This is a genomic window from Pseudalkalibacillus sp. Hm43, from assembly GCF_051842935.1.
Lineage (GTDB): Bacteria > Bacillota > Bacilli > Bacillales > Fictibacillaceae > Pseudalkalibacillus.
Genome location: NZ_JBPXRR010000001.1, coordinates 3,059,307 through 3,079,849, shown reverse-complemented (window position 1 = coordinate 3,079,849; position 20,543 = coordinate 3,059,307). Strand labels below are relative to the sequence as shown.

Annotated in this window: 19 protein-coding genes; 13 read left to right on the top strand and 6 right to left on the bottom strand. The window is 43.6% G+C overall.

Annotated features, from left to right (window positions below; genetic code table 11):
- Nucleotides 1-104: 104 nt before the first annotated feature.
- Together ACSVDE_RS15880 and ACSVDE_RS15875 are read right to left on the bottom strand one after the other, a co-directional pair.
- Nucleotides 105-1,670, bottom strand: coding sequence for a BCCT family transporter (locus ACSVDE_RS15880; RefSeq protein WP_439301828.1), 1,566 nt, complete (start codon nt 1,668-1,670; stop codon nt 105-107).
- A gap of 82 nt (nt 1,671-1,752) precedes the next feature.
- Complete coding sequence (locus ACSVDE_RS15875; protein WP_439301827.1) at nt 1,753-3,294, bottom strand: FAD-dependent oxidoreductase; 1,542 nt, start codon at nt 3,292-3,294, stop codon at nt 1,753-1,755.
- A gap of 266 nt (nt 3,295-3,560) precedes the next feature.
- On the opposite strand from ACSVDE_RS15875, the gene ACSVDE_RS15870 reads away from it, so the two are divergent.
- The 3 genes from ACSVDE_RS15870 to ACSVDE_RS15860 all read left to right on the top strand — a co-directional run bounded on the left by ACSVDE_RS15870 (nt 3,561) and on the right by ACSVDE_RS15860 (nt 7,935).
- Nucleotides 3,561-4,622, top strand: coding sequence for a fatty acid desaturase family protein (locus ACSVDE_RS15870; RefSeq protein WP_439301826.1), 1,062 nt, complete (start codon nt 3,561-3,563; stop codon nt 4,620-4,622).
- Between the two features lie 459 nt (nt 4,623-5,081).
- Nucleotides 5,082-6,914 carry a cation:proton antiporter gene (locus tag ACSVDE_RS15865; protein ID WP_439301825.1) on the top strand — a complete coding sequence of 611 codons (1,833 nt, stop codon included), beginning with the start codon at nt 5,082-5,084 and terminating at the stop codon, nt 6,912-6,914.
- A 124-nt stretch (nt 6,915-7,038) separates the two neighbouring features.
- Nucleotides 7,039-7,935: a hypothetical protein gene (locus ACSVDE_RS15860; protein WP_439301824.1), complete on the top strand. Its 897-nt coding sequence runs from the start codon at nt 7,039-7,041 to the stop codon at nt 7,933-7,935.
- Nucleotides 7,936-8,000: 65 nt separating this feature from the next.
- On the opposite strand, the gene ACSVDE_RS15855 is transcribed toward ACSVDE_RS15860, so the two are convergent.
- Nucleotides 8,001-8,951, bottom strand: coding sequence for an isopenicillin N synthase family dioxygenase (locus ACSVDE_RS15855; RefSeq protein ID WP_439301823.1), 951 nt, complete (start codon nt 8,949-8,951; stop codon nt 8,001-8,003).
- 157 nt (nt 8,952-9,108) lie between these two features.
- On the opposite strand from ACSVDE_RS15855, the gene mscL reads away from it, so the two are divergent.
- Entirely contained in the window at nt 9,109-9,588 is a 480-nt protein-coding gene (mscL, locus tag ACSVDE_RS15850; RefSeq protein ID WP_439301822.1) for a large conductance mechanosensitive channel protein MscL, read from the top strand.
- 9 nt (nt 9,589-9,597) lie between these two features.
- Here the strand turns inward: mscL and ACSVDE_RS15845 are convergent, their stop codons facing one another.
- Nucleotides 9,598-10,032 (bottom strand): SRPBCC family protein, encoded by a 435-nt coding sequence (locus tag ACSVDE_RS15845; RefSeq protein WP_439301821.1) that lies wholly within the window; start codon nt 10,030-10,032, stop codon nt 9,598-9,600.
- Between the two features lie 161 nt (nt 10,033-10,193).
- On the opposite strand from ACSVDE_RS15845, the gene ACSVDE_RS15840 reads away from it, so the two are divergent.
- The 6 genes from ACSVDE_RS15840 (at nt 10,194) to qoxD (ending at nt 15,719) form a co-directional block, all read left to right on the top strand.
- Complete coding sequence (locus ACSVDE_RS15840) at nt 10,194-10,766, top strand: TetR/AcrR family transcriptional regulator (protein WP_439301820.1); 573 nt, start codon at nt 10,194-10,196, stop codon at nt 10,764-10,766.
- A 50-nt stretch (nt 10,767-10,816) separates the two neighbouring features.
- Nucleotides 10,817-11,749: an SDR family NAD(P)-dependent oxidoreductase gene (locus ACSVDE_RS15835; protein WP_439301819.1), complete on the top strand. Its 933-nt coding sequence runs from the start codon at nt 10,817-10,819 to the stop codon at nt 11,747-11,749.
- 159 nt (nt 11,750-11,908) lie between these two features.
- A complete protein-coding gene (gene qoxA / locus ACSVDE_RS15830) occupies nt 11,909-12,808 on the top strand; it encodes a cytochrome aa3 quinol oxidase subunit II (RefSeq protein ID WP_439301818.1) in 900 nt (299 codons plus the stop codon).
- Nucleotides 12,809-12,835: 27 nt separating this feature from the next.
- Nucleotides 12,836-14,764, top strand: coding sequence for a cytochrome aa3 quinol oxidase subunit I (qoxB, locus tag ACSVDE_RS15825; protein WP_439302025.1), 1,929 nt, complete (start codon nt 12,836-12,838; stop codon nt 14,762-14,764).
- A 15-nt stretch (nt 14,765-14,779) separates the two neighbouring features.
- Nucleotides 14,780-15,430, top strand: a complete 651-nt coding sequence (gene qoxC / locus ACSVDE_RS15820; RefSeq protein WP_439301817.1) for a cytochrome aa3 quinol oxidase subunit III — start codon at nt 14,780-14,782, stop codon at nt 15,428-15,430.
- Nucleotides 15,423-15,719, top strand: a complete 297-nt coding sequence (gene qoxD / locus ACSVDE_RS15815; RefSeq protein WP_439301816.1) for a cytochrome aa3 quinol oxidase subunit IV — start codon at nt 15,423-15,425, stop codon at nt 15,717-15,719. The genes qoxC and qoxD overlap by 8 nt, the downstream gene beginning before the upstream one ends.
- 95 nt (nt 15,720-15,814) lie before the next feature.
- On the opposite strand, the gene ACSVDE_RS15810 is transcribed toward qoxD, so the two are convergent.
- Together ACSVDE_RS15810 and ACSVDE_RS15805 are read right to left on the bottom strand one after the other, a co-directional pair.
- Nucleotides 15,815-16,075, bottom strand: coding sequence for a spore morphogenesis/germination protein YwcE (locus ACSVDE_RS15810; protein WP_439301815.1), 261 nt, complete (start codon nt 16,073-16,075; stop codon nt 15,815-15,817).
- A 113-nt stretch (nt 16,076-16,188) separates the two neighbouring features.
- The gene (locus tag ACSVDE_RS15805) at nt 16,189-16,524 is read right to left on the bottom strand and encodes a DUF488 domain-containing protein (protein ID WP_439301814.1); all 336 of its coding nucleotides are present in this window, start codon (nt 16,522-16,524) and stop codon (nt 16,189-16,191) included.
- A gap of 135 nt (nt 16,525-16,659) precedes the next feature.
- On the opposite strand from ACSVDE_RS15805, the gene ACSVDE_RS15800 reads away from it, so the two are divergent.
- From ACSVDE_RS15800 to ACSVDE_RS15790, 3 genes are all read left to right on the top strand, one after another.
- Entirely contained in the window at nt 16,660-17,766 is a 1,107-nt protein-coding gene (locus ACSVDE_RS15800) for a PRK06851 family protein (RefSeq protein ID WP_439301813.1), read from the top strand.
- A gap of 456 nt (nt 17,767-18,222) precedes the next feature.
- Complete coding sequence (locus tag ACSVDE_RS15795) at nt 18,223-19,548, top strand: S8 family peptidase (protein ID WP_439301812.1); 1,326 nt, start codon at nt 18,223-18,225, stop codon at nt 19,546-19,548.
- Between the two features lie 70 nt (nt 19,549-19,618).
- The gene (locus tag ACSVDE_RS15790) at nt 19,619-20,515 is read left to right on the top strand and encodes a GNAT family N-acetyltransferase (RefSeq protein WP_439301811.1); all 897 of its coding nucleotides are present in this window, start codon (nt 19,619-19,621) and stop codon (nt 20,513-20,515) included.
- The last annotated feature ends 28 nt before the right edge of the window (nt 20,516-20,543 follow it).

The window sequence follows — 20,543 nt, the reverse complement described above, 5'->3', positions numbered from 1 at the left end:
TAAAGGATGGAGATCATCGTTCCTTTAAATAGTCCATATTTCGCTGTTTTTCGTCAAACTAAAACAGGTGATCCTAGAAGCGGATCACCTGTGAGATTACTTTTTTAGTTATTTTCTTTCGGTTTCACTCGGCTCCTTCTTAAAGTAGCCCGGATTTTTCCTCTCACTTTTTCCTTTTGCCCTTGTTCTTGTCGCGATGCTTTCAAGTCAGCACTGAAGGCTTTGACGAGAGCGTAAGAAGTGAACAACAGTACGACTCCTAACGGGAAGGCACTGATGATGATGGCGGACTGGAAGCCCTGTAGTCCTCCCGTGAACATCAACACGACTGCAGAAGCAGATAGTACGAGACCTAACACGATTTTGACAATGGTAGGTGGATCGATACTTCCGTAAGTCGTTTGCATACCCAGAACGAATGTTGCAGAGTCTGCTGAAGTGATGAAGAATGTAAGAATCAACAACAGCGTAACCACAACGAGGATGATCGTGAATGGTAATTGTTCATATACAAAGAACAATGCCGTTTCTAAAGCTTGTCCTGATACATCTAGACCTAGGTTGTATTCCATGTAGATCCCTGTTCCACCGAAAATAGCAAACCAGAATGCACAGACGAGGGTAGGGATGATCAGGACAGCAGTAATGAATTCTCTGATGGTTCTACCTCTGGAAACACGTGCAATGAACGTCCCGACAAACGGTGCCCAGGCAATCCACCATGCCCAGTAGAAAATGGTCCAAGACTGCAACCATGTAGCATTGTCCTCACTGAATGGTGCAAGTCTCAATCCCATGCTGGCTAAGTTCTGTACATAACCACCCAGTGTTGTCGTGAACAAATCGAGCACGAACACAGTAGGTGCAAGGAAAATGAAGACAATGAATAAAATCAGAGCCAATCCAAGGTTTGCGTTACTTAACCATTTGATTCCTCTCTTGATTCCAGTTGCTGCAGAAATCAAGAATAACACTGTGACGATGGCGACGATTGTAAATTGGATCGTGAAATTGTTCGGAACGCCTGTGAGGTAACTGAGACCCCCATTGATCTGGGCAGCTCCTAACCCGAGCGATGCGGCAACACCGAACAATGTAGCTATGACCGCTATGATATCAATGATGATTCCGATTGGACCTTTCGCTTTATCTCCAAGTATCGGAATTAATGTAGCACTGACAAGACCGGGATAACCTTTTCTGAACTTGTAGTAAGCAAGTGCTAAGGCAACGATTGCATAGATTGCCCAGGCATGGAATCCCCAGTGCAAGTAGGTGTATTGAAGTGCGTTTTTCGCAGCCTCACTTGTTCCTCCTTCACCGATAGGGGGATTCGCAAAGTGTGAAATCGGTTCCGAAACTCCGAAGAAGAGAAGACCGATACCCATTCCCGCACTGAACAACATGGCAAACCATGTAGGCCGGCTGAATTCAGGTTTGTCTTCTTCCTTTCCGAGCTTAATCTTCCCATACCGGCTAAAAATCAAAAACAGGGCGAATACAAGGAAGAAAGTAGCAGAAAGCTGATAGAACCATCCAAAACTTTTCATGAAAAAAGATTGGGTGGCACTCATCGTATTGATCAAGTTTTCAGGGATTATCGCACCCCAGATGACGAATATGACAGCAATAACTATTGATATCCAGAAAACACTTGATACCTGTTTCATTGTAACCCTCCGATTTGTAGTAATTTCTATCTATACTAATACCCTATTAAGTAGGAAATAATCCTCTTATTAGTGAAAGGACTTAAGGTTGCTGGTCAAGTGAAACTTTCTTGAGCGGCATCTCTGCAGGACCTTCCACAACGTCCCCATCATAGGAGAATCGGGAACCGTGGCAAGGACAATCCCAGGTTCGATCGCCGCTGTTCCATTCACACTCGCAGCCCAGATGGGTACATGTCGTATCCACCAGATGGAGATATCCGTTTTCATCCTTATATGCACCTGTTCTTTTTCCTTTTACTTTGACAACAGCACCTTCATCATTAGACAATTCTTCGATTTTCTTATGCTTCATTCCCAATTTACCAGTAATGAAGTGCCCGGCAACATCTGCGTTTTGCACGATGAAGTCTTTCAGACCTGGATCCGCTAAAAATCTGGACGGGGTAAAAACATCTTTAAATCGATTATCCTGTCTCATGACTAGGTCGGTGAGCAATTTTGCTGCAACGGCACTGGTGGTCATTCCCCACTTTCGGTAACCGGTAGCTACATAGATATTGTCATGCTTTGAACTGATTCGACCGATGTATGGAATGTTATCAATGGTAATTAAGTCCTGTGTCGACCAGCGGTACGGGATCTGTTTAACGCCAAGGGTGTTTTGTGCCCATTCCTGTAAGGCTTCATAGTGCTTGATCGTGTTGATGCCCTGACCGGTCTTGTGGCTTTCACCACCAACAAGGATGTAGTTTTCCCCGTTTATTGTCGTGTACCTTAGAGAACGGGTCGGTTGATCGACACACAAGTACATGCCGCCTGGATATTCTTTTTCTGCTTTAACCGCCAATACGTAGGATTTTTCAGCATGCATCCTAGTAAAATAAAAGCCTCTACCATCAAAGAAAGGGAAATGAGAGCTTGTAACGACAGCATTACAAGTGATTTTCCAGCCTTGTTTCGTGACGACGACAGGTTGGCTGTTGTTCGTCTGGATATCGACCGCTGTCGTGTTCTCATAAATGGATCCCCCGGAAGCATGGATGTCTTGAATAAGCGGAATCAGGTATTTGAGAGGATGGAACTGAGCCTGGTTTTTCATCACAAGGGCAGATTTCACATCGATGTTAAATGGAATATCACTAACCAGGTCCCCATCGATTCCTAGCTTCTGATAGGCTGCAAATTCTTTTTTCAGTTTTTGATGAGAAGAGTCGGTGGTTGCATAGAGATACGCGTCTTCTCGTGTGAAACCACAATCAATGCCTTTTTCGCGGATGATCGCCTCTATGAACTCCAGCCCTTCCATATTTGCTTCGTAATAGAGTTTTGCTTTTTCTTTTCCAATATGACTAATCAATTCGTCATAGATCATATCGTGCTGAGCAGTTACTTTTGCGGTTGTGTGACTGGTTGTCCCATTCACCAGTGGACCTGCATCGATCAATGCTACGGTCATGCCTGCTTTTGATAGGAGATAAGCGGTGGTTATACCAGTGATGCCTGCTCCGACAATGGCGACATCAACTGATTTATTGCCATTCAAGGGACCGAACTTCGGCAGCGTCGTATCCTCATTCCAAATCGGTTCAGGGAATTGCGGGAAGTTTTTTGTGCTCGTCATGTTCTTCCTCCTATGTAATCAGATTCACCTTATAATTTTTCCGAAAGAAAGAATTTCATGTAAGACGTGAGAAAATAGTATCTAATCTTATTAGCTGGTAATAATTATGGATTGACAACTCGTTGTAAAGACTGTTAGCTTTAACGAAGTTCAATAAAAAAATTTTAATGGTGTATAGATCTTTCATAGATAGAGAAATAATTTGGAGTGTGCGTACCATTTCACACGACGGTCAAGAGGTTACATCATCAGAAAGGGATGTTGAAATGAAGGAATATCATTCATTTGGTTGGTATGCTGCACGTATTGCTCCTCACTTACCAAAAAATGCATTTAAGCCTGTTCCTACAAGATTGTTTGGAGGACTAGCTTATTTACTGATCGTCATAGCAAGCTTTGTATCGATCATCTTTTTTGATTTGAATATATGGGTGAACCTGATGATCAGCTTCATTCTAGGTTCAAGCTTTGCAGGACTTGGCTTCTTAGGGCATGAAATCCTGCATGGTACAGTCGTACGGAAACCATGGCTACGAGATTTACTTGGTGCAATTGCTTTTTGGCCATTGACCACTGGACCGAAGCTATGGAGAAAGTGGCACAACTTGACGCACCACGTCCATACGCAAGACGAAGAGAAGGATCCGGACGCGTGGCCGAGTATGCAGAAATTTAAGAAGAGCCGGTTTATGAGATGGATTTATCGTGTTCCGTTTTCCATTCGTGCTCTTTCAAGTTTCGCGTCACTTGCTTTGATGTTCACGCTCCATTCCTTGAAAATGTTCACGGTCTACGTGAAAGAGTTCAAACCGAAAAAACAACCCGCCGTTTGGTTGGAAGCCATTCTTCCTTGGGCGACTTGGATTGGGCTTCTACTTTTGATCGGTTTTGTAAAATGGTTGTTTGCGTTCCTTCTGCCGCTATTGATTGCCAACTTCATCGTAATGGCCTACATTTCGACCAACCACAGGTTGAACCCGCTCGTACCGGTCAATGATCCGTTGGCAAACAGCCTGACAGTCACAACACCTAAATGGGTGGACGTGCTTCATTTCAATTTCTCCTACCATACGGAACATCATTTGTTCCCAGGGATGAGTCCTAAGTTCTATCCAATGGTGAAGGAGCAGATCAAACAGAGGTGGCCAGAGCGCTATCACGAGATGCCTTTCGGTAAAGCGTTGATTGCGTTATTGAAAACCCCACGTGTGTACTACCACGATAAGGAATTCATCGACCCGCACAAAGGGAATTTGTTCGGTTCGCTCGGAAATGGCCTGAACCCGAAGAACTTGAAAATCAGAAGAACCAAATTGAAATTGAGATAACAAAATGGAGAACTGACCCATAAGGGCCAGTTCTCTTGTTTTTAAAAAATAGGATTAGTGTTTTATAAATAAAGTTGATTGGAAATCTACTGCGGAAAAAGCGAGCCAAGCGAGACCCGCAGTAAACTGTACATATAACTTAAGGATCTTCGACTAGTCGAAGCCAGCACATCCTGTGCAAATGAAGAATTATAGTTCTTTTAACAGACACAAAAAAGTTACAAAAAATTTAAGCGAAAATGATAGCTTTTTCTCTTTTCGACAAGATAAAATAGGTGACGTATTTCTTGAGTCATGTATAATTTATGAAAAGGTTCATAAACAACTGAGTATATTTTGTTCTGGTGAGGGACAATGAAGATATGCCATTAAGTCTCAACCGGCGGATAAGGCTTGGCTCTGCCAAGTTTTCTTCACTTTTATACAACGAATGAATGAGAACCTAAAAGGAGTAAACGGATGCTAGATTCGCTATTATTTTTACTTATGCTGACAATCGCATTAGGGGTCCTTTCACAATGGGTCGCTTGGCGATATCGTTTCCCTGCAATTGTATTGATGTCATTAGTTGGACTTATTGTTGGTCCTTTCCTTGGCATATTGAATCCGAAAGATGACTTCGGAGAGTTGTTCAATCCGATCATCTCCATTGCAGTTGCCATCATATTATTCGAGGGGAGTCTGAACCTGGATTTCCGTGAAGTGAGAGGACTTCGTCATTCCGTTTTGCGAATTGTAACGGTTGGAGCTTTCATCGCCTGGATTCTAGGATCATTGGCAGCTCACTACGTTGCAGGGCTTTCATGGGCAGTCGCCTTTGTCATCGGTGGTTTGTTCATCGTGACGGGACCGACTGTCATCCTTCCTCTCTTAAGGCAGGCAAAATTAAAATCAAGACCTGCGAAGATCCTGAAATGGGAAGGGATTGTCGTAGACCCGATCGGGGCTTTGCTCGCGGTATTTGCATTTGAGATCATCAAATTCTTATCCGATGAAGCGATCACGGCTACCATTCTATTTCATTTCTTCTTAGGGTCTTTATTTGCGGCTCTTTTCGGATGGTTATGTGCGAAGCTCGTCGGTTGGATGTTTGAACAAGGTTATGTTGCCGAGTTCTTGAAGTCCCCAATGGTGTTCACCGTCGTCATTGCTTGTTTCACAATTTCGGATGAAATCATGCATGAAACAGGTCTTTTAGCCGTCACTGTAATGGGTGTGGTGCTTGCGAATATGCACATCTCGTCCATCGATGATATGCGGAACTTCAAAGAGAACATCTCTGTCTTGTTGATTTCCACCATCTTCATTATGTTGACTGCATCATTGACGATTGAAACGTTGCTGGATATTTTGAATTGGCACATCATTTTGTTTGTCATTTTGATGTTGTTCATCGTCCGTCCGATTTCCATTGCGCTTTCTACAATGGGAACTGAACTTTCCTTTAAAGAAAAAATCTTAATCGGTTGGATTGCACCTAGGGGAATTGTAGCCCTGACGGTTTCCGGTTATTTTGCCAGTGTCTTGATGGACCAAGGGTTTGAAGACGCGAATCTTCTCATCCCTCTTACATTTGCACTTGTGTTTGCAACAGTTGTGGCTCATGGATTTTCGATCGTACCTTTAGCGAAGAAGCTTGATCTTGCTGTTGAAGGGAAGCCAGGAGTGATGATTGTCGGCGGGAGCAGCTTCAGTACAGCACTCGCGAAATCATTCGAAGAGCTGAACATTTCGACGGTTGTGGCAGATTCTTCATGGGCAAGGCTGATTACAGCTCGTAAAGCAGGTGTGACTTCTTACCATGGGGAGATTTTATCAGAACATACCGAGTATCATTTGGACTTTACGCCATATGAACAACTCATTTCCATGACTGAAATCGACTCTTATAACGCACTGGTCTGTACAAACTTTGTGCCGGAATTCGGAAGAAACAATGTGTACCAGCTGTGCTTGCATAACGACCACATAGACGATCTGGAAGATCTCGTGCATACAATCGGAGGCAGAACCTTGTTCCGTAAAGGGGCGACATGGGAAGAGTTGAACAAACGGGTCGAGTGCGGTCACGTCATCCGTAAAACGAAACTCACCGATAAGTATAACTATAAACAATACTTGGAAGAGCGGGATGATGATACGATCTTGCTCTACATCATCAAATCAGGAAAAGTATTTTTCTATACACAGGAAACGGAATTGAACCCGGTGGTCGGCGATCTGATCGTCAGTCTTGGACCACCGAATAATGGAAAAGATAAACCCAAAAACCCAGTGGGTGGCAAGTTATAAACGAAACTTTCAAGAGAGAACGTAGTCGTCGTAGGGCGACTACGTTCTTTTTACGTTCAAAGAAAGGAATTCCTGACAGACGAATCGAACAATAACGAAAGACCCAGAATAAGGAAGTGTTGTTGTGTTTCGAAAAATAGCGCGTCAAATCCCTGCCGTCATTCTATATACAATTGTCTTCATTTTGCTTACAACGTTTTTCTTTTCACTAGCCTTTAAACAAACTGCCATGCAACCTTACGAAACGACAGAGGCATTAGAAGGGACGGGCGTGTATGCCGAACTTCAAGATATATTGCCAGAAGCCCTTCAGCAATCCGAAGAACTGAATGATGTCACATCTGACGAAGAACTGAATGCCGTTTTTGGAGAAGTGATGGAAGAGGAACTGACCATTGGCAGGATTAAAGAAATGGTGCACTTCATAGAAAAGGATATTTGGGATTACATATTGGAACGAGATCGACAGTTGGAACCATTGGATATAAGGGATATCCGGACTGTTTTGCTCGAACAGATCAATGACAATGAAAATATGGGGAACCGAATCATTTATACCGACAAGTTCGTAGAAGAAATCGAGTGGTCCTCGATTATGAGTGTCAAAACAAAAACCCTAGATCGGCTGGCGAGCTATTATGAACGAATCACATCGCTCACCATCATAAGTGGCATGGTCGTATTGATTTTAGTCGGATTGAGCTTCCTGCTCCTTGAAAAAAGAAGGCATGCGATCCGGTGGCTTGCGGGTGCATGTGTGGTTACAGGCATCGCCTTGCTCGTGTCTGTCATTCTGTTTCATATCATTGGGATTGATTGGATGGATACGAACTTAGAAATCACAGGTACTTTTGCTTCACTTAGTGACAATGTAGAAGTGGCGATCGACAAGCTGTATATCGCATTCCTGACCGCATTACTCGGATGTTCGGGAATCGTGACCATGTCAGGCATCGGACTGTTCAGTCTGAGCTATGTACGTCCGAAACCCGTACAAAAAAAGACCTCCCGTGCGGCATAGTATGCATAAAAAAAGGACTCCACATCGTTTTGAACGATGCAGGAGTCCTTCTTTCTTTATGGCGTTTACGCTTTGATCAATCCGATTTCAACAAGTCTTTCGTATAAGAAATCTCCAGCCGTAATCGCAGGATACTTTTCAGGATTATCCTTCGACACACAAGCAGGAATCGTTTCTAACAAGCAGCTGCTGTATGGATGTACGAAGAAAGGCATAGAGTAACGAGACGTGTTTTCACCAACAGGGTTCACAACACGGTGCGTCGTTGCTGGAATCACTTCATTCGTGATTCGAGAGAGCATGTCCCCTGCATCGACGATGATTTGACCCTTCTCAGCTTTTACTTCCATCCATTCGCCTTCACGAGTAAGAAGCTCTAATCCGGAAGCAGTGGATTCAACCAATAAGGTGATCAAGTTGATGTCTTCGTGTTCAGCTGCACGAATCGCATTTGGATCCATAGATTCATCCAATTTCGGATAGTGGATAGAACGGAGGATACTGTTTCCGTCTTTAATCATATCCGAGAAGAAATCTTGACGAAGATCGAAGTGCATTGCCAAAGCTTCAAGCATGTTACGTGCAACACGCTCTAATTCACGGTAAAAGTTCAAAGCATTTTTACGTAGCTCAGGTACTTCTTCTGGCCAAACGTTTGCCGGGTACTCAGAAGTCAGAGGATGACCGTGAGGCAATTCTTGTCCAGTATGCCAGAATTCTTTCAAGTCACCGACTGTACGATTTTTCGCATGTTCCTTACCGAAGCCTGTGTATCCACGTTGACCACCGTCAATACCTTCGTACTTTTGCTTCGTTTCAGTGTCTAAGCTGAAAAGCTCTTCCCAAAGCTCGTAGTTCTTGTCGATCAACTTGTGGTCAACACCGTGACCTTCCAAGATGATGAATCCGATATCCTTCAGACCTGCTGCAAACTCCTCAGAGAATGCTTGTCGAGATTGCGAATCTCCATGTGTGTAATCTTTTAGATTAAGCGTGCGGATAAATGGTTTACTCATTACTAAAAAACCTCCTGAACATTGTTGTGAAAGCGATTTCAATCCTTTATGAGTATATCACGACATTAGAGGTCTAACAACTTGGTAAATAATAGATTGATAGCCACATATTTGGGGGCGATGTTCATATAAATGGTGAGAGAAGGGGGGACAACTTGTGAGGTTTTTCTTTGGCTTGAAGGAGTTCTTGTTACGAGGCAATGTCGTCGATATGGGGATCGGAATCATCATCGGAACCGCATTCAGCAAGATCGTACAATCCTTCGTCTCCGACATCATCATGCCCCCGATCGGATTGATTCTGGGGAAGACCGATTTTTCAGAGCTTTATTTGAATCTGTCTGGTAGGACCTTTTCATCCTTGCAAGAAGCGCAAGAGGCAGGGGCAGCAACCGTCAACATCGGTCTTTTTGTAGAAACGATCATCCACTTCCTGATCGTTGCGTTTGCCGTCTATTTGTTCATCTTGCAGGTGAACAAGGTAAGAAGTGTACCCATTGAACAAACACGGTTCAAAACATGTCCGTTCTGTTATTCGACGATCTCTAACCTGGCCTCTCGCTGCCCTCAATGCACGTCTGAATTGAATGAACCACCAACCAGCTCTAGTGAGCGTTTGAAGGTGAGGTTTAAATAGTGACAGCGATTACGTTGTCTCAAGCTGTTTCTTCAATTTCTTATAATCCGACTTCACTGATTGTTTCACCATCAGCTTCATGAATGGTTGAGCGATCTTGAATGTGCTGCTCGCGTCCCCTTCGACAATCGCTGTCACTTTTGTAGCGCCGTCATGCGGTTCTACCACTCGAGTTACTGTGATCGGAAACGTACTCTTGATGCTTTCGATTTTGATTTTGTGGTTCTCTTCATACTCCACTACTTTAAAAGTCGTAAGGATTTCTTTTCCGAGAAAAGTAGCAACCTGTTCGTAGGTGGAACCGACCCCGATCGGTCCATCTGAAGTGAATCGAGCCTCTACCATGCCGCCTTGCCATTTAGGGTTGTTCTCAAAGTTTGAAATGTAGGAAAACACTTTGTCATGAGGTTGATTAATGGTATTGCTGACGATCACTTTAATCATACAATTCACCTTTTTCGTTAATTTATGTGACTTAAAAGTAACATAATAACTGGTTTGTGACAATCCTTTTCCAAAATTTAACGAATAATGTATTGCCAAATTCTACTTACAAGAATATAATGAGAATAATTAAACAGTGGTCAATTAATAGGAGTTGAACAATGTCACCGAGAAAAAAAGTAGATCAAGAACTGTCTAGAGAGATGATTTTAGAAGCTGCTAGACAATTATTTGTGGAAAAAGGGTTTCAAAACGTATCGATGCGCCAAATCGCGAAAGAACTGAATTATAGTCACGGAGCCATTTATTATCACTACAAAAACAAAGCTGAGTTGTTTTATGCCCTTGTCGATCAAGATTTTCATCTGCTCAACCAAACTTTAGAAACGATTATGGCTGAACAGAATGATTACGCTGTTAAACTGAAAAAAGTGCTGTTGGGTTACATTGAATTTGGGTTAACACATCAGAGCCATTACGAGATTATGTTCCTTATTAAGGACGAAGAAATCCAGCATCATATTCAAAATGGCCCAAATGTGAGTTATGCAAACTTTGCACAGGCGGTAAGTTCCTTAAGCAAAAGTCAATTGACGATTCAAGAAATTTGGTCGGTTTTTTTATCTCTACACGGCTTCGTCGCGCACTACTGGCGCACCAATCAATCTTATGAGGATATTCAATTTTTAGCTGAGGCACATGTGTCTTTCATCATCAAAGCAATGACCAGATAGAAAAATTTTTACCCATTAATTGACCGGTGGTTAAAAAAGGAGGCTTATGCATGAAAAAAGCTTTAGTGTTAGGTGCAACGGGTGGGATGGGATACGCGATCGTAAGTGAATTAAATCAGAGAGGAATAAAAACAGTCGCATTTGCAAGGAACCAAAGTAAGTTAGAAAAATTATTTGGAACATATTCATTTGTGGAATGTGTTGTGGGGGATGTTTTTCAAAAAGAACAAATGATCACTGTAGCAAGTGGAGTGGATGTCATTTTCCATGCTATCAACATTCCTTATCATCGCTGGGAAGAAGATCAGCCTACTATTGTACGAAATATTGTAGATACTGCTAAGCAAACGGGCGCAAAGCTTGCCATGGTAGATAACATTTACGCATACGGTAGGGGAGATGGAAGCCTTGTGCAAGAGACGACACCGAAACGCCCTCATACGAAAAAGGGAAAAATCCGTCTGGAGTTAGAGCACATGGCTTTCAAAGCGAATGTGCCAGTCTTGGTGGCGCATTTTCCTGACTATTATGGACCGAACGCTGAAAATACCTTCATTCATTTTCTATTGAAAGATGTACTCCAAAACAAGCGTGCAAGTTATGTTGGGAACACGGCGATTGCCAGGGAGTTCCTCTACACACCAGACGGAGCAAGAGCTATCGTTGAGCTTTCCCTTAGGGAGGACGCTTATGGTCAAAATTGGAACATTCCTTCAGCAGGTAGCATTTCAGGAGAAGACATTTTGCAAACTGTAAGAGAGTTGACAGGTTATGAGAAGAAGGTTTCAGTCGTAACAAAGAATATGATCCGTATGGTAGGGCTATTCAATCCCCAGATGCGTGAGTTGACTGAAATGATGTACTTGAACGAACAACCGGTCGTCCTTTCCGGCCATAAATTTGAATCGAAAGTCGGACCTGTACCGAAAACCCCATATAGAAAAGGTCTGGAACAAACCATTGAATTTATGAAAGCACAGTGAAATACTTTGCCAGAGCAGTCCCTAGGTAAGAAGGCAGGGGCTGTTTTTTATATGGCTGCAAACGTTTGATAGTTGAGCTTCAAAGGGTAATGAAACACATATCATTCAGAACATACGAAGTTTTTTAAATATACAGATAAATTATCATGTTAAAGAAGGGTGGTGATGACGTTGAAAATGAAGACTAGAGTACTTTTCGTCAGTTTGTTCCTTATAGCTTTGACTTTTGTAAGCGGGTGTAGCGAGCTCGCTGTGTTGGATCCAAAGGGACCAGTCGGTATTCAGCAGAAGGATCTGATCATCTGGTCGATTGGATTCATGCTGTTCATTGTCATCGTGGTCTTTGTTCTTTTTACATTGTTCATTGTCCGGTACCGAGAACGTCCAGGGAACAAAGACTATGAACCGCCTCAAGAAGAAGGGAATAAATTCCTTGAAATTTTGTGGACCGTCATACCAATCCTCATTGTGACCGCGCTTGCTGTCCCGACGGTGAAAACGATCTATGCCTTAGAAGAGCCTCCTAAAGCGACGTCCCACAAGGACCCGCTTGTCATACATGCTACGTCTGTCGATTGGAAGTGGATTTTTTCTTACCCTGAACAGGAAATCGAAACCGTGAATTACTTGCACATACCGGAAGACCGTCCGATTCTCTTTAAGCTGACATCAGCTGATTCAATGGCTGCAATATGGATACCACGGCTAGGAGGACAGAAATACAACATGGCCGGGATGTACACGGAACTTTATCTCCAAGCGGATGAACCGGGTACATATAAAGGCCGGAATGCCAACTTTACAGGTGAAGGATTTGCGAAGCAGACGTTCATAGTTACTGCTCAGGAAAAAGAAGAATTTGACGAGTGGGTAGAAGACACGAAGGCTACTGCACCAAAACTCACGAAAGAAACTTACGACAAGTTAATGCTTAAAGGAAACACGGATCGACACACATTCTCTTCTATGCATCTGGAATGGGTCGACCATGCCAAACAGCCGGATTATGCCATCAAGGTAAGAGAACGTTTGAATCCGGATCACGATGAACCACATTAGTGGAGAAAGGGGGAGACCAGGTTGAACTTGGAATGGGACGAATTTTTCGTAACCGGAGAGCCGTTCATCTATGCTGCCGATATTTCCATATTCCTCACAACGATTGCCATCGTCACCGTACTTACGTATTACAGGAAATGGACATGGCTGTGGAAGGAATGGCTTACAACCGTTGATCATAAAAAACTGGGCGTCATGTACATCTTTTCTGCGTTATTGATGCTGTTCCGTGGTGGAGTGGACGCGCTGATGATGCGAGCGCAAATCACCGCTCCGAATGCCAAAATACTCGATTCACAACATTATAACGAGATTTTCACCACGCATGGTACGATCATGATCATTTTCATGGCGATGCCTTTCTTGATCGGATTGATCAATTTCGTCGTTCCGCTGCAGATCGGTGCAAGGGACGTGGCATACCCGTACTTGAATGCGGTCAGCTTTTGGACGTTCTTTTTCGGAGCGATGCTGTTCAACATTTCATTCATCATCGGAGGCTCACCTTCTGCCGGTTGGACAAGCTATGTACCTCTTGCAGGCAGTGAACTCAACCCTGGACCTGGACAGAATTATTACTTACTCGGACTCCAGATCGCTGGAATCGGAACCCTTCTGACGGGGATCAACTTCCTCGTCACCATTTTAAAAATGCGAGCTCCAGGCATGTCGTTGATGAGGATGCCGATGTTTACTTGGTCCTCCCTCATCACGATGATTTTGATCATTTTCGCGTTTCCGGTTTTGACGGTTGCGCTTGCTTTGATGACATTTGATCGGTTGTTTGACAGCCATTTCTTTACGTTAGCCGATGGCGGTCTTCCGATGCTTTGGGCGAACCTTTTCTGGATTTGGGGTCATCCGGAAGTATACATTGTCATTTTGCCAGCCTTCGGAATCTTTTCAGAGGTGATCAGCACGTTTGCCCGGAAGACGTTATTCGGTTACAAAGCGATGGTCTGGTCGATGGTCGCTATTGCCGGGCTCAGCTTCATCGTTTGGGTCCATCATTTCTTCACGATGGGTGCGACAGCAGCCGTCAATTCATTCTTCTCAATCACGACGATGTTGATTGCCGTCCCGACGGGTGTGAAAATTTTCAACTGGTTATTTACGCTCTATAAAGGAAAAATCAAAATCACAACCGCGATGCTTTGGTCGCTCGCCTTCATTCCGAACTTCACGATTGGCGGAGTGACGGGAGTCATGCTTGCAATGGCCGCAGCAGATTACCAATATCACAATACGTATTTCCTGGTCGCGCACTTCCATTACGTATTGATTTCAGGAACCGTCTTTGCATGTTTTGCGGGCCTCTACTTCTGGTATCCGAAGATGTTCGGTCATAAGTTGAACGAACGACTAGGTAAATGGAGCTTTTGGCTGTTCATGATCGGGTTCAATGTCACCTTTTTCCCGATGTATTTCTTAGGCCTTGCCGGAATGCCACGAAGAATCTACACGTATGAATGGGCAGACGGTTGGTTCAGTTTGAATGTGACAGCCTCTATCGGTGCTATCGGAATGGCACTCGGCTTCGTCCTTCTCGTCTATAACATTTACTGGAGCTTCCGGTACGCCGAGCGTGAAAAGTCAGGGGATCCATGGGACGGTCGTTCCCTTGAATGGGCCACCCATACTCCGGTCCCATTCTATAATTTTGCTATCACGCCCGTGGTTAAAGGACTTGATGCTTACACAATCATGAAAAAAGAAAAGGAACCGAAGAAGACAGACTATAAACCGATTCACATGCCGAGTTATTCTGGACTGCCGATCATCATGAGCGTGTTCTTTTTCATAAGTGGATTCGGACTCGTTTTCAAATGGTGGTGGATTGCCATTTTTGGATTGATCGGTGTGTTGGTCACTCTAGTGCTCCGGTCTTTTGATTATGATGAAGGTTATTACGTTCCTGTCGAAGAGATCGAACGAATCGAGAATTCTCATGAATGAAGGAGGCGTGTAAAAATGGAATATGTGCAGTCAGAAGAGAGCCGGCACGAAGCTCCAGACACGCCGTTAGAATATCAATCGGAAACTGGGCGGCTGAACATCTTAGGGTTCTGGATCTTCTTAGGAGCAGAAATCGCGTTGTTCGCAACCCTTTTTGCCACCTACCTCGTTTTGTTGGGCCGATATGGGGATGGTCCGACACCGAAAGAATTGTTCGAGGTGAAGGGCGTGTTGATTGAAACGTTCTTGCTTTTGACCTCGAGTTTCACTTGTGGCCTAGCCATCCACGAAATGCGACGGAACAGTTTCAAAGGATTAATTGTATGGTTGATCGTCACTCTAGGCTTAGGACTTGGATTTTTAAGCTTTGAAATCTATGAATTCATCCATTACGTCCATGAAGGAGCAAGCTTGACGACAAGTGCGTATTGGTCCGGATTTTTCGTACTCGTCGGAACACATGGTGCCCATGTCACAATGGGGATTGGATGGATCGTACTGATCATCATCCAGTTGTTCCAGCGAGGTCTGACGAAACGAACGACAGGGAAAGTGTTTGTTGCGAGCCTTTATTGGCACTTCTTAGATGTCGTCTGGATCTTTATTTTCACAGCCGTATATCTTTATGGAATGATTGGAACGGGGGCGGTGATGCACCATGGCTAATCAAACATCTCGTTTTCCTTGGAGGCATTTGATCGGGTTCCTTTTGTCGGTTATCTTGACGCTCGCTGCACTTTGGATCGGGTTATACTCAGGTTTTTCGATGACATGGATCATTGGAATCATCGTTGCACTTGCCATTTTGCAAGCGCTCATCCAACTACTTATGTTTATGCATATGACCGAAAGCAGCAACGGAAAGCATCAGACGCACATCATGATGCACTCAGCATTCATTGCAGTCGTTGTCGTCATTGGGACGCTTTGGGTCGTATCCTATGGGTTTCATTAGGTTGGGTTGAGGGTGCTCGTACCGTGAAAAGTGGTGAAACGCGAAAGTATGTATAAAATAAAAAGACCTCAACGCCGACAAGTTGAGGTCTTCCGTTAAATTTTCTTCGCTTTCTTAAGCACGTGTGTCGTGAAAATCATAAACGCGGCAACATGTGCAAAAATGACATTCGCCACAAATATAGAACCTAGTATGATATGGACGAGTATGCTTAACTCAAAGGATAGGTACAAAATGACATAGAGCCACATGCACATGATGAATGGTATTTGAATCATGGCTAGCTTTTTTTTGTCATGCCATAAGAAAAGCGGTGTCGCGCTTGCCACTAACAAATAGACAAGAAAGACATCCATCCATAACGACTCCTTTATCAGTAGTACATTTGAATTGTGAACAATTTGTTACAATTAGTATAACACGATAACGAAATATTGTGAAAACGCTTTTACAGTTGAGTCAAATATTCTTATAGCACAACGGCGTGATTATGCGTTTCATCTTTTGCTGCATAAAGCAGAGTGACCTTCCCGTTCTTGAGATAACGCCTGATTTTTTCCATTGCATCCATCTTCTCTTCCTCTTGATCCAGCTCGTTTATGTATTTTTTCCTGAATGCTTCAAACCGTTCTGGATCATGGTTGAACCATTTTCTCAGGTCTGGGGAAGGCGCGACTTCTTTCAACCATTCATCGAGTTCAGCATCCTCTTTAGAAACGCCTCTTGGCCAGATTCGATCGACTAAAATTCTTATGCCATCCCTTTTTTCTTTTTGGTGATAGATCCTTTTGATCTGGATATCCATACTGGGCGACCTCCTTCCTTCAATATTTTTCCCTGATCATAGATCCCCAAACCATAGGCATTCACCTACATAAGCCCTACCGCATAATCTGAAAATAGGCATCTTTATGACTATAGGAAGAGGGAGTGTATGCGAGTGCCAGGAAAGATCACGAATTATTATGCCGGTGGGAATACTGCCAGAGGTTTTTATAGTCTGTACGACTCTTGTCTTCAGGGCTTGGAACGTCTTTATATTTTAAAAGGAGCACCTGGTTGTGGAAAGTCTTCCTTGATGAAATCGATCGGATATGATTGGAACGATAAAGGATATGACATTGAATTTCTGCATAATGCATCGGATAACCAGTCCGTGGAGGGTGTGCTAATTCCGTGCCTGAAGGTCGGGATTGTGAACGGGTCCGGTCCTCAGGTGATCGAACCGAAATACCCTGGTGTAGTGGAGGAGTATATTAACCTGGGAACAGCCTGGGACTCGAATCAATTGATTCCATATCGGGATGAGATTGAAAAACTGAACGCTCAAATCCAGAAGGCATACGACGATGCTTACAGTTGTTTTTCCAAAGCATTAGAAGTGCATGACGAGTGGGAAGCGATCTATATTGACAATATGGACTTTACAAAAGCGAACCAACTGACAGACGAGTTGATCGAAGCTTTCTTTGCAGGGAAATCTTTGCACAAGAAAGCGGATGTCCGTCATCGTTTCCTAGGGGCAGCCACACCGAAGGGCGCCGTCGATTTTGTCCAAAACCTGACGGAAGGCGTTTATAAGCGCTATTTCATCAAAGGTCGTCCGGGATCTGGTAAGTCTACGCTGTTGAAAAAGATTGCCGCCATTTCAGAAGAAAAAGGGTTCGATACCGAAATCTATCATTGTGGTTTCGATCCGAACAGTCTGGATATGATTATCATACGTGAACTCGGCATCGCCATATTCGACAGCACAGCGCCACATGAATATTTCCCTGAGCGAGAAAATGACGAGATCGTCGACATGTATAAACGAGCGATAACAGCAGGTACAGATGAAAAATATGCAACAGAACTTCTGGATATTACCGAGCGTTATTCATCTTACATGAAGGAAGCGATCGCGTATCTAGCTGAAGCGAAAGCCTGCAACGACGAGCTGGAACAGTACTATATCCATGCCGTCGATTTTGAAAAAGTGGAAGCACTGAAAGAGGAAATCGAACAGGAAATCAAGCGCATCTCAATGACAGCACAAACCACATAAATGGGTAAAAAGGATAGGCTCAAAGCCTGTCCTTTTTTAATTTCAGGATTATTGCTATTGGAGCTCTTCTCCATTGTAAGTTGATTGAAGCGCAAGGTGCGAGACTCCTACGGGACGAGCGGGCCAGGTGAGACCATTCAATGTCGCAGCGCGACGAATGGGCTCACCGCACGCCCCGTGGAAAGCGAGCATCCTGGAGCGGAAATCAAAGACTTTTAAAGAAAACTTGGCGAGACTAAGCCTTTTATAGATCGAGCCTTAGTTGCCCTTATACTGAAGAAAGTATTTTATACTTTCTTCAAGTGCAAGAGCAACAATATATTGCTAAACAGCCTTGATTTTACTAGGCTTGTTTGTAAAAAATTACTAACTCTATTGAATGGACAAACACCGTTACCAACTTGCTAGATTCACATACTATGTTAAGAATTCAATACATTTAATAGAGGTGAAGGTATGTTTGGCTATTCAATGGTTCAGACAGTAAGAACCTATGCACATAAAATGGATCAACCTCTTCGTGAACAAATGCTATACATTTATCGACCGTTTACCTGGATCCCGTGTTTCCTGCATAAAACGATTGAAACATGGATCAAAAGGATGAAGAAGATATCTGTCGTGATCGAATTTTACGAAGATGAGTATGATCAAGGCTGTGAAGATCTGCATCAAATTTCAAAGATTTATAGTCGCTGCGGGATGAGGAAATCGTTCTCAAACGTCTCTTGTTGTACGATGGATGTCACTCCTGCCATGCTGGAAAATATCCTGTCGAACTGTAATCATATCAAAAAAGTTTATTTGAATAGGGAAGTTCAAGCCTTGCTGGATGTTGCGGTCCCTTCAGTAAAAGCGGAAAATGTCGTACGTAATGGACAACCTGTCTCAGGCAAAGATGTGACCATCGCTGTCATTGATACAGGAATCTATCCCCATCAAGACCTGGAAGGTAGAATCATAGCTTTCAAAGATTTCGTCAATCAAAAGGAAGAACCGTATGACGATAATGGACATGGCACTCATTGCGCAGGTGATGCTGCAAGTAATGGGAAAGCCTCTGGAGGTAAGTATACTGGACCTGCTTATGAAGCGAACCTGGTCGGTATCAAAGTTCTGAACAAGATGGGCTCAGGTACTCTCGAGTCGATTATGGAAGGTGTCGATTGGTGTATTCAATACAATGAAAACCAGCCGGACAAGAAAATCGACGTCATCAGTATGTCTCTTGGGGCCGCAGCACAGAAATACGAAGAAGAAAATAAAGATCCGATGGTCCAATTAGTAGAAAAAGCATGGGAAAAGGGCATTGTCGTTTGTGTAGCAGCAGGCAACAGTGGTCCGAGCGGTCAGACGATCGCAAGTCCTGGCGTAAGTGACCGTGTCATAACGGTAGGTGCATCGGATGATAAAAATACGGTTGATTCGAACGATGATGATGTAGCAAGCTTTTCGAGCAGGGGTCCTACCATTTACGATGTGACCAAGCCTGATCTACTAGCTCCAGGCGTGAATATCATTTCGCTCCGATCCCCGAATTCCTATATTGATAAATTGCAAAAATCCAGTCGGGTGGAAGGGGACTACTTCGTTATGTCGGGTACGTCCATGGCAACCCCCATCTGTGCTGGTGTTGTCGCTTTACTTCTACAGCTTTACCCTGATGCTACGCCTGATGAAATCAAGCAAAAACTCATCAATGGTGCGGACAAGCGTGATGACATGGATCCGAACAGCTACGGAAACGGGTTTTTGAATTTTGAAAAAACAATATCTGAGTGATGTGAAACCGATATATAATAGACTGTGAAGCAACACTGTTCACAGTCTTTTTCATGGAGAGGAAGCGTGCATGATGAGAATTGAGCCGTTGACAGAGAATCGTTTGCAAGATTTCATAGCTTATTGCAAGAAATACAGGTCGATCGTTGATGAATCGTTTTTAACGGATGAGGATCTTCATTCAATTGAAATCAGTGATGAGCAGCCGACTTATCTATTGTTGGATGGCGAAAGGGTGATCGGTGTCGCCTCCCTGATGATGGATGATTATTTTCTCAGAGGAAAGAAAGGACGTTTTCGTATTTTCCACTCTGAATTGGATGATGTGGAAGCCTATCGAACGTTGATGGAATCAATTATCCCGCACACATCTGAAATCCATCGTGTTTTCCTGTTTACGCAGGATGTACATCAGGATTTTCGACGTATTGTGGAATCACTTGGTTTTGGTATTGAACGATACTCCTATGTATTAGATAGACCGGACCAACCTGCTAGTGATATTGAGTTTCCGCTCGGTTATGAGTTGAGAGATTTTGTTTTCGATTGTGATGAGGACAAATGGCGAGATATTCGAAATGAGGCATTCGCTAATCTGGCAGGTTCAGAAACACCAATCACCGTTGAACAAGTGAAAAAGATGAAGAAGGAGGAAGGCTTCCTGAAAGATGGTCTCAAACTCCTCTACTATGAGGATGAGCCTGTCGGTTTGCTGCGACTTACGGAAGAACCGCATAAGGGAGAAACTCATCTGTTCATCCACCTGTTGGCAGTCCGTCCTTCCCATCAAAAAAAAGGACTAGGGCGTAACCTGTTGCGGTCTGGTATCCAATACGGACGTGCCAAAGGACTTCCGAAAGCACTTCTGACCGTCAATGCGGAAAATGAAAATGCGGTAAAACTCTACCTGGCTGAAGGCTTCCAGAACGATGAAACAATGATTTGCTACAACTACAATCTAAAATGACCCATTCCTCACCTATCGACTCGATCTC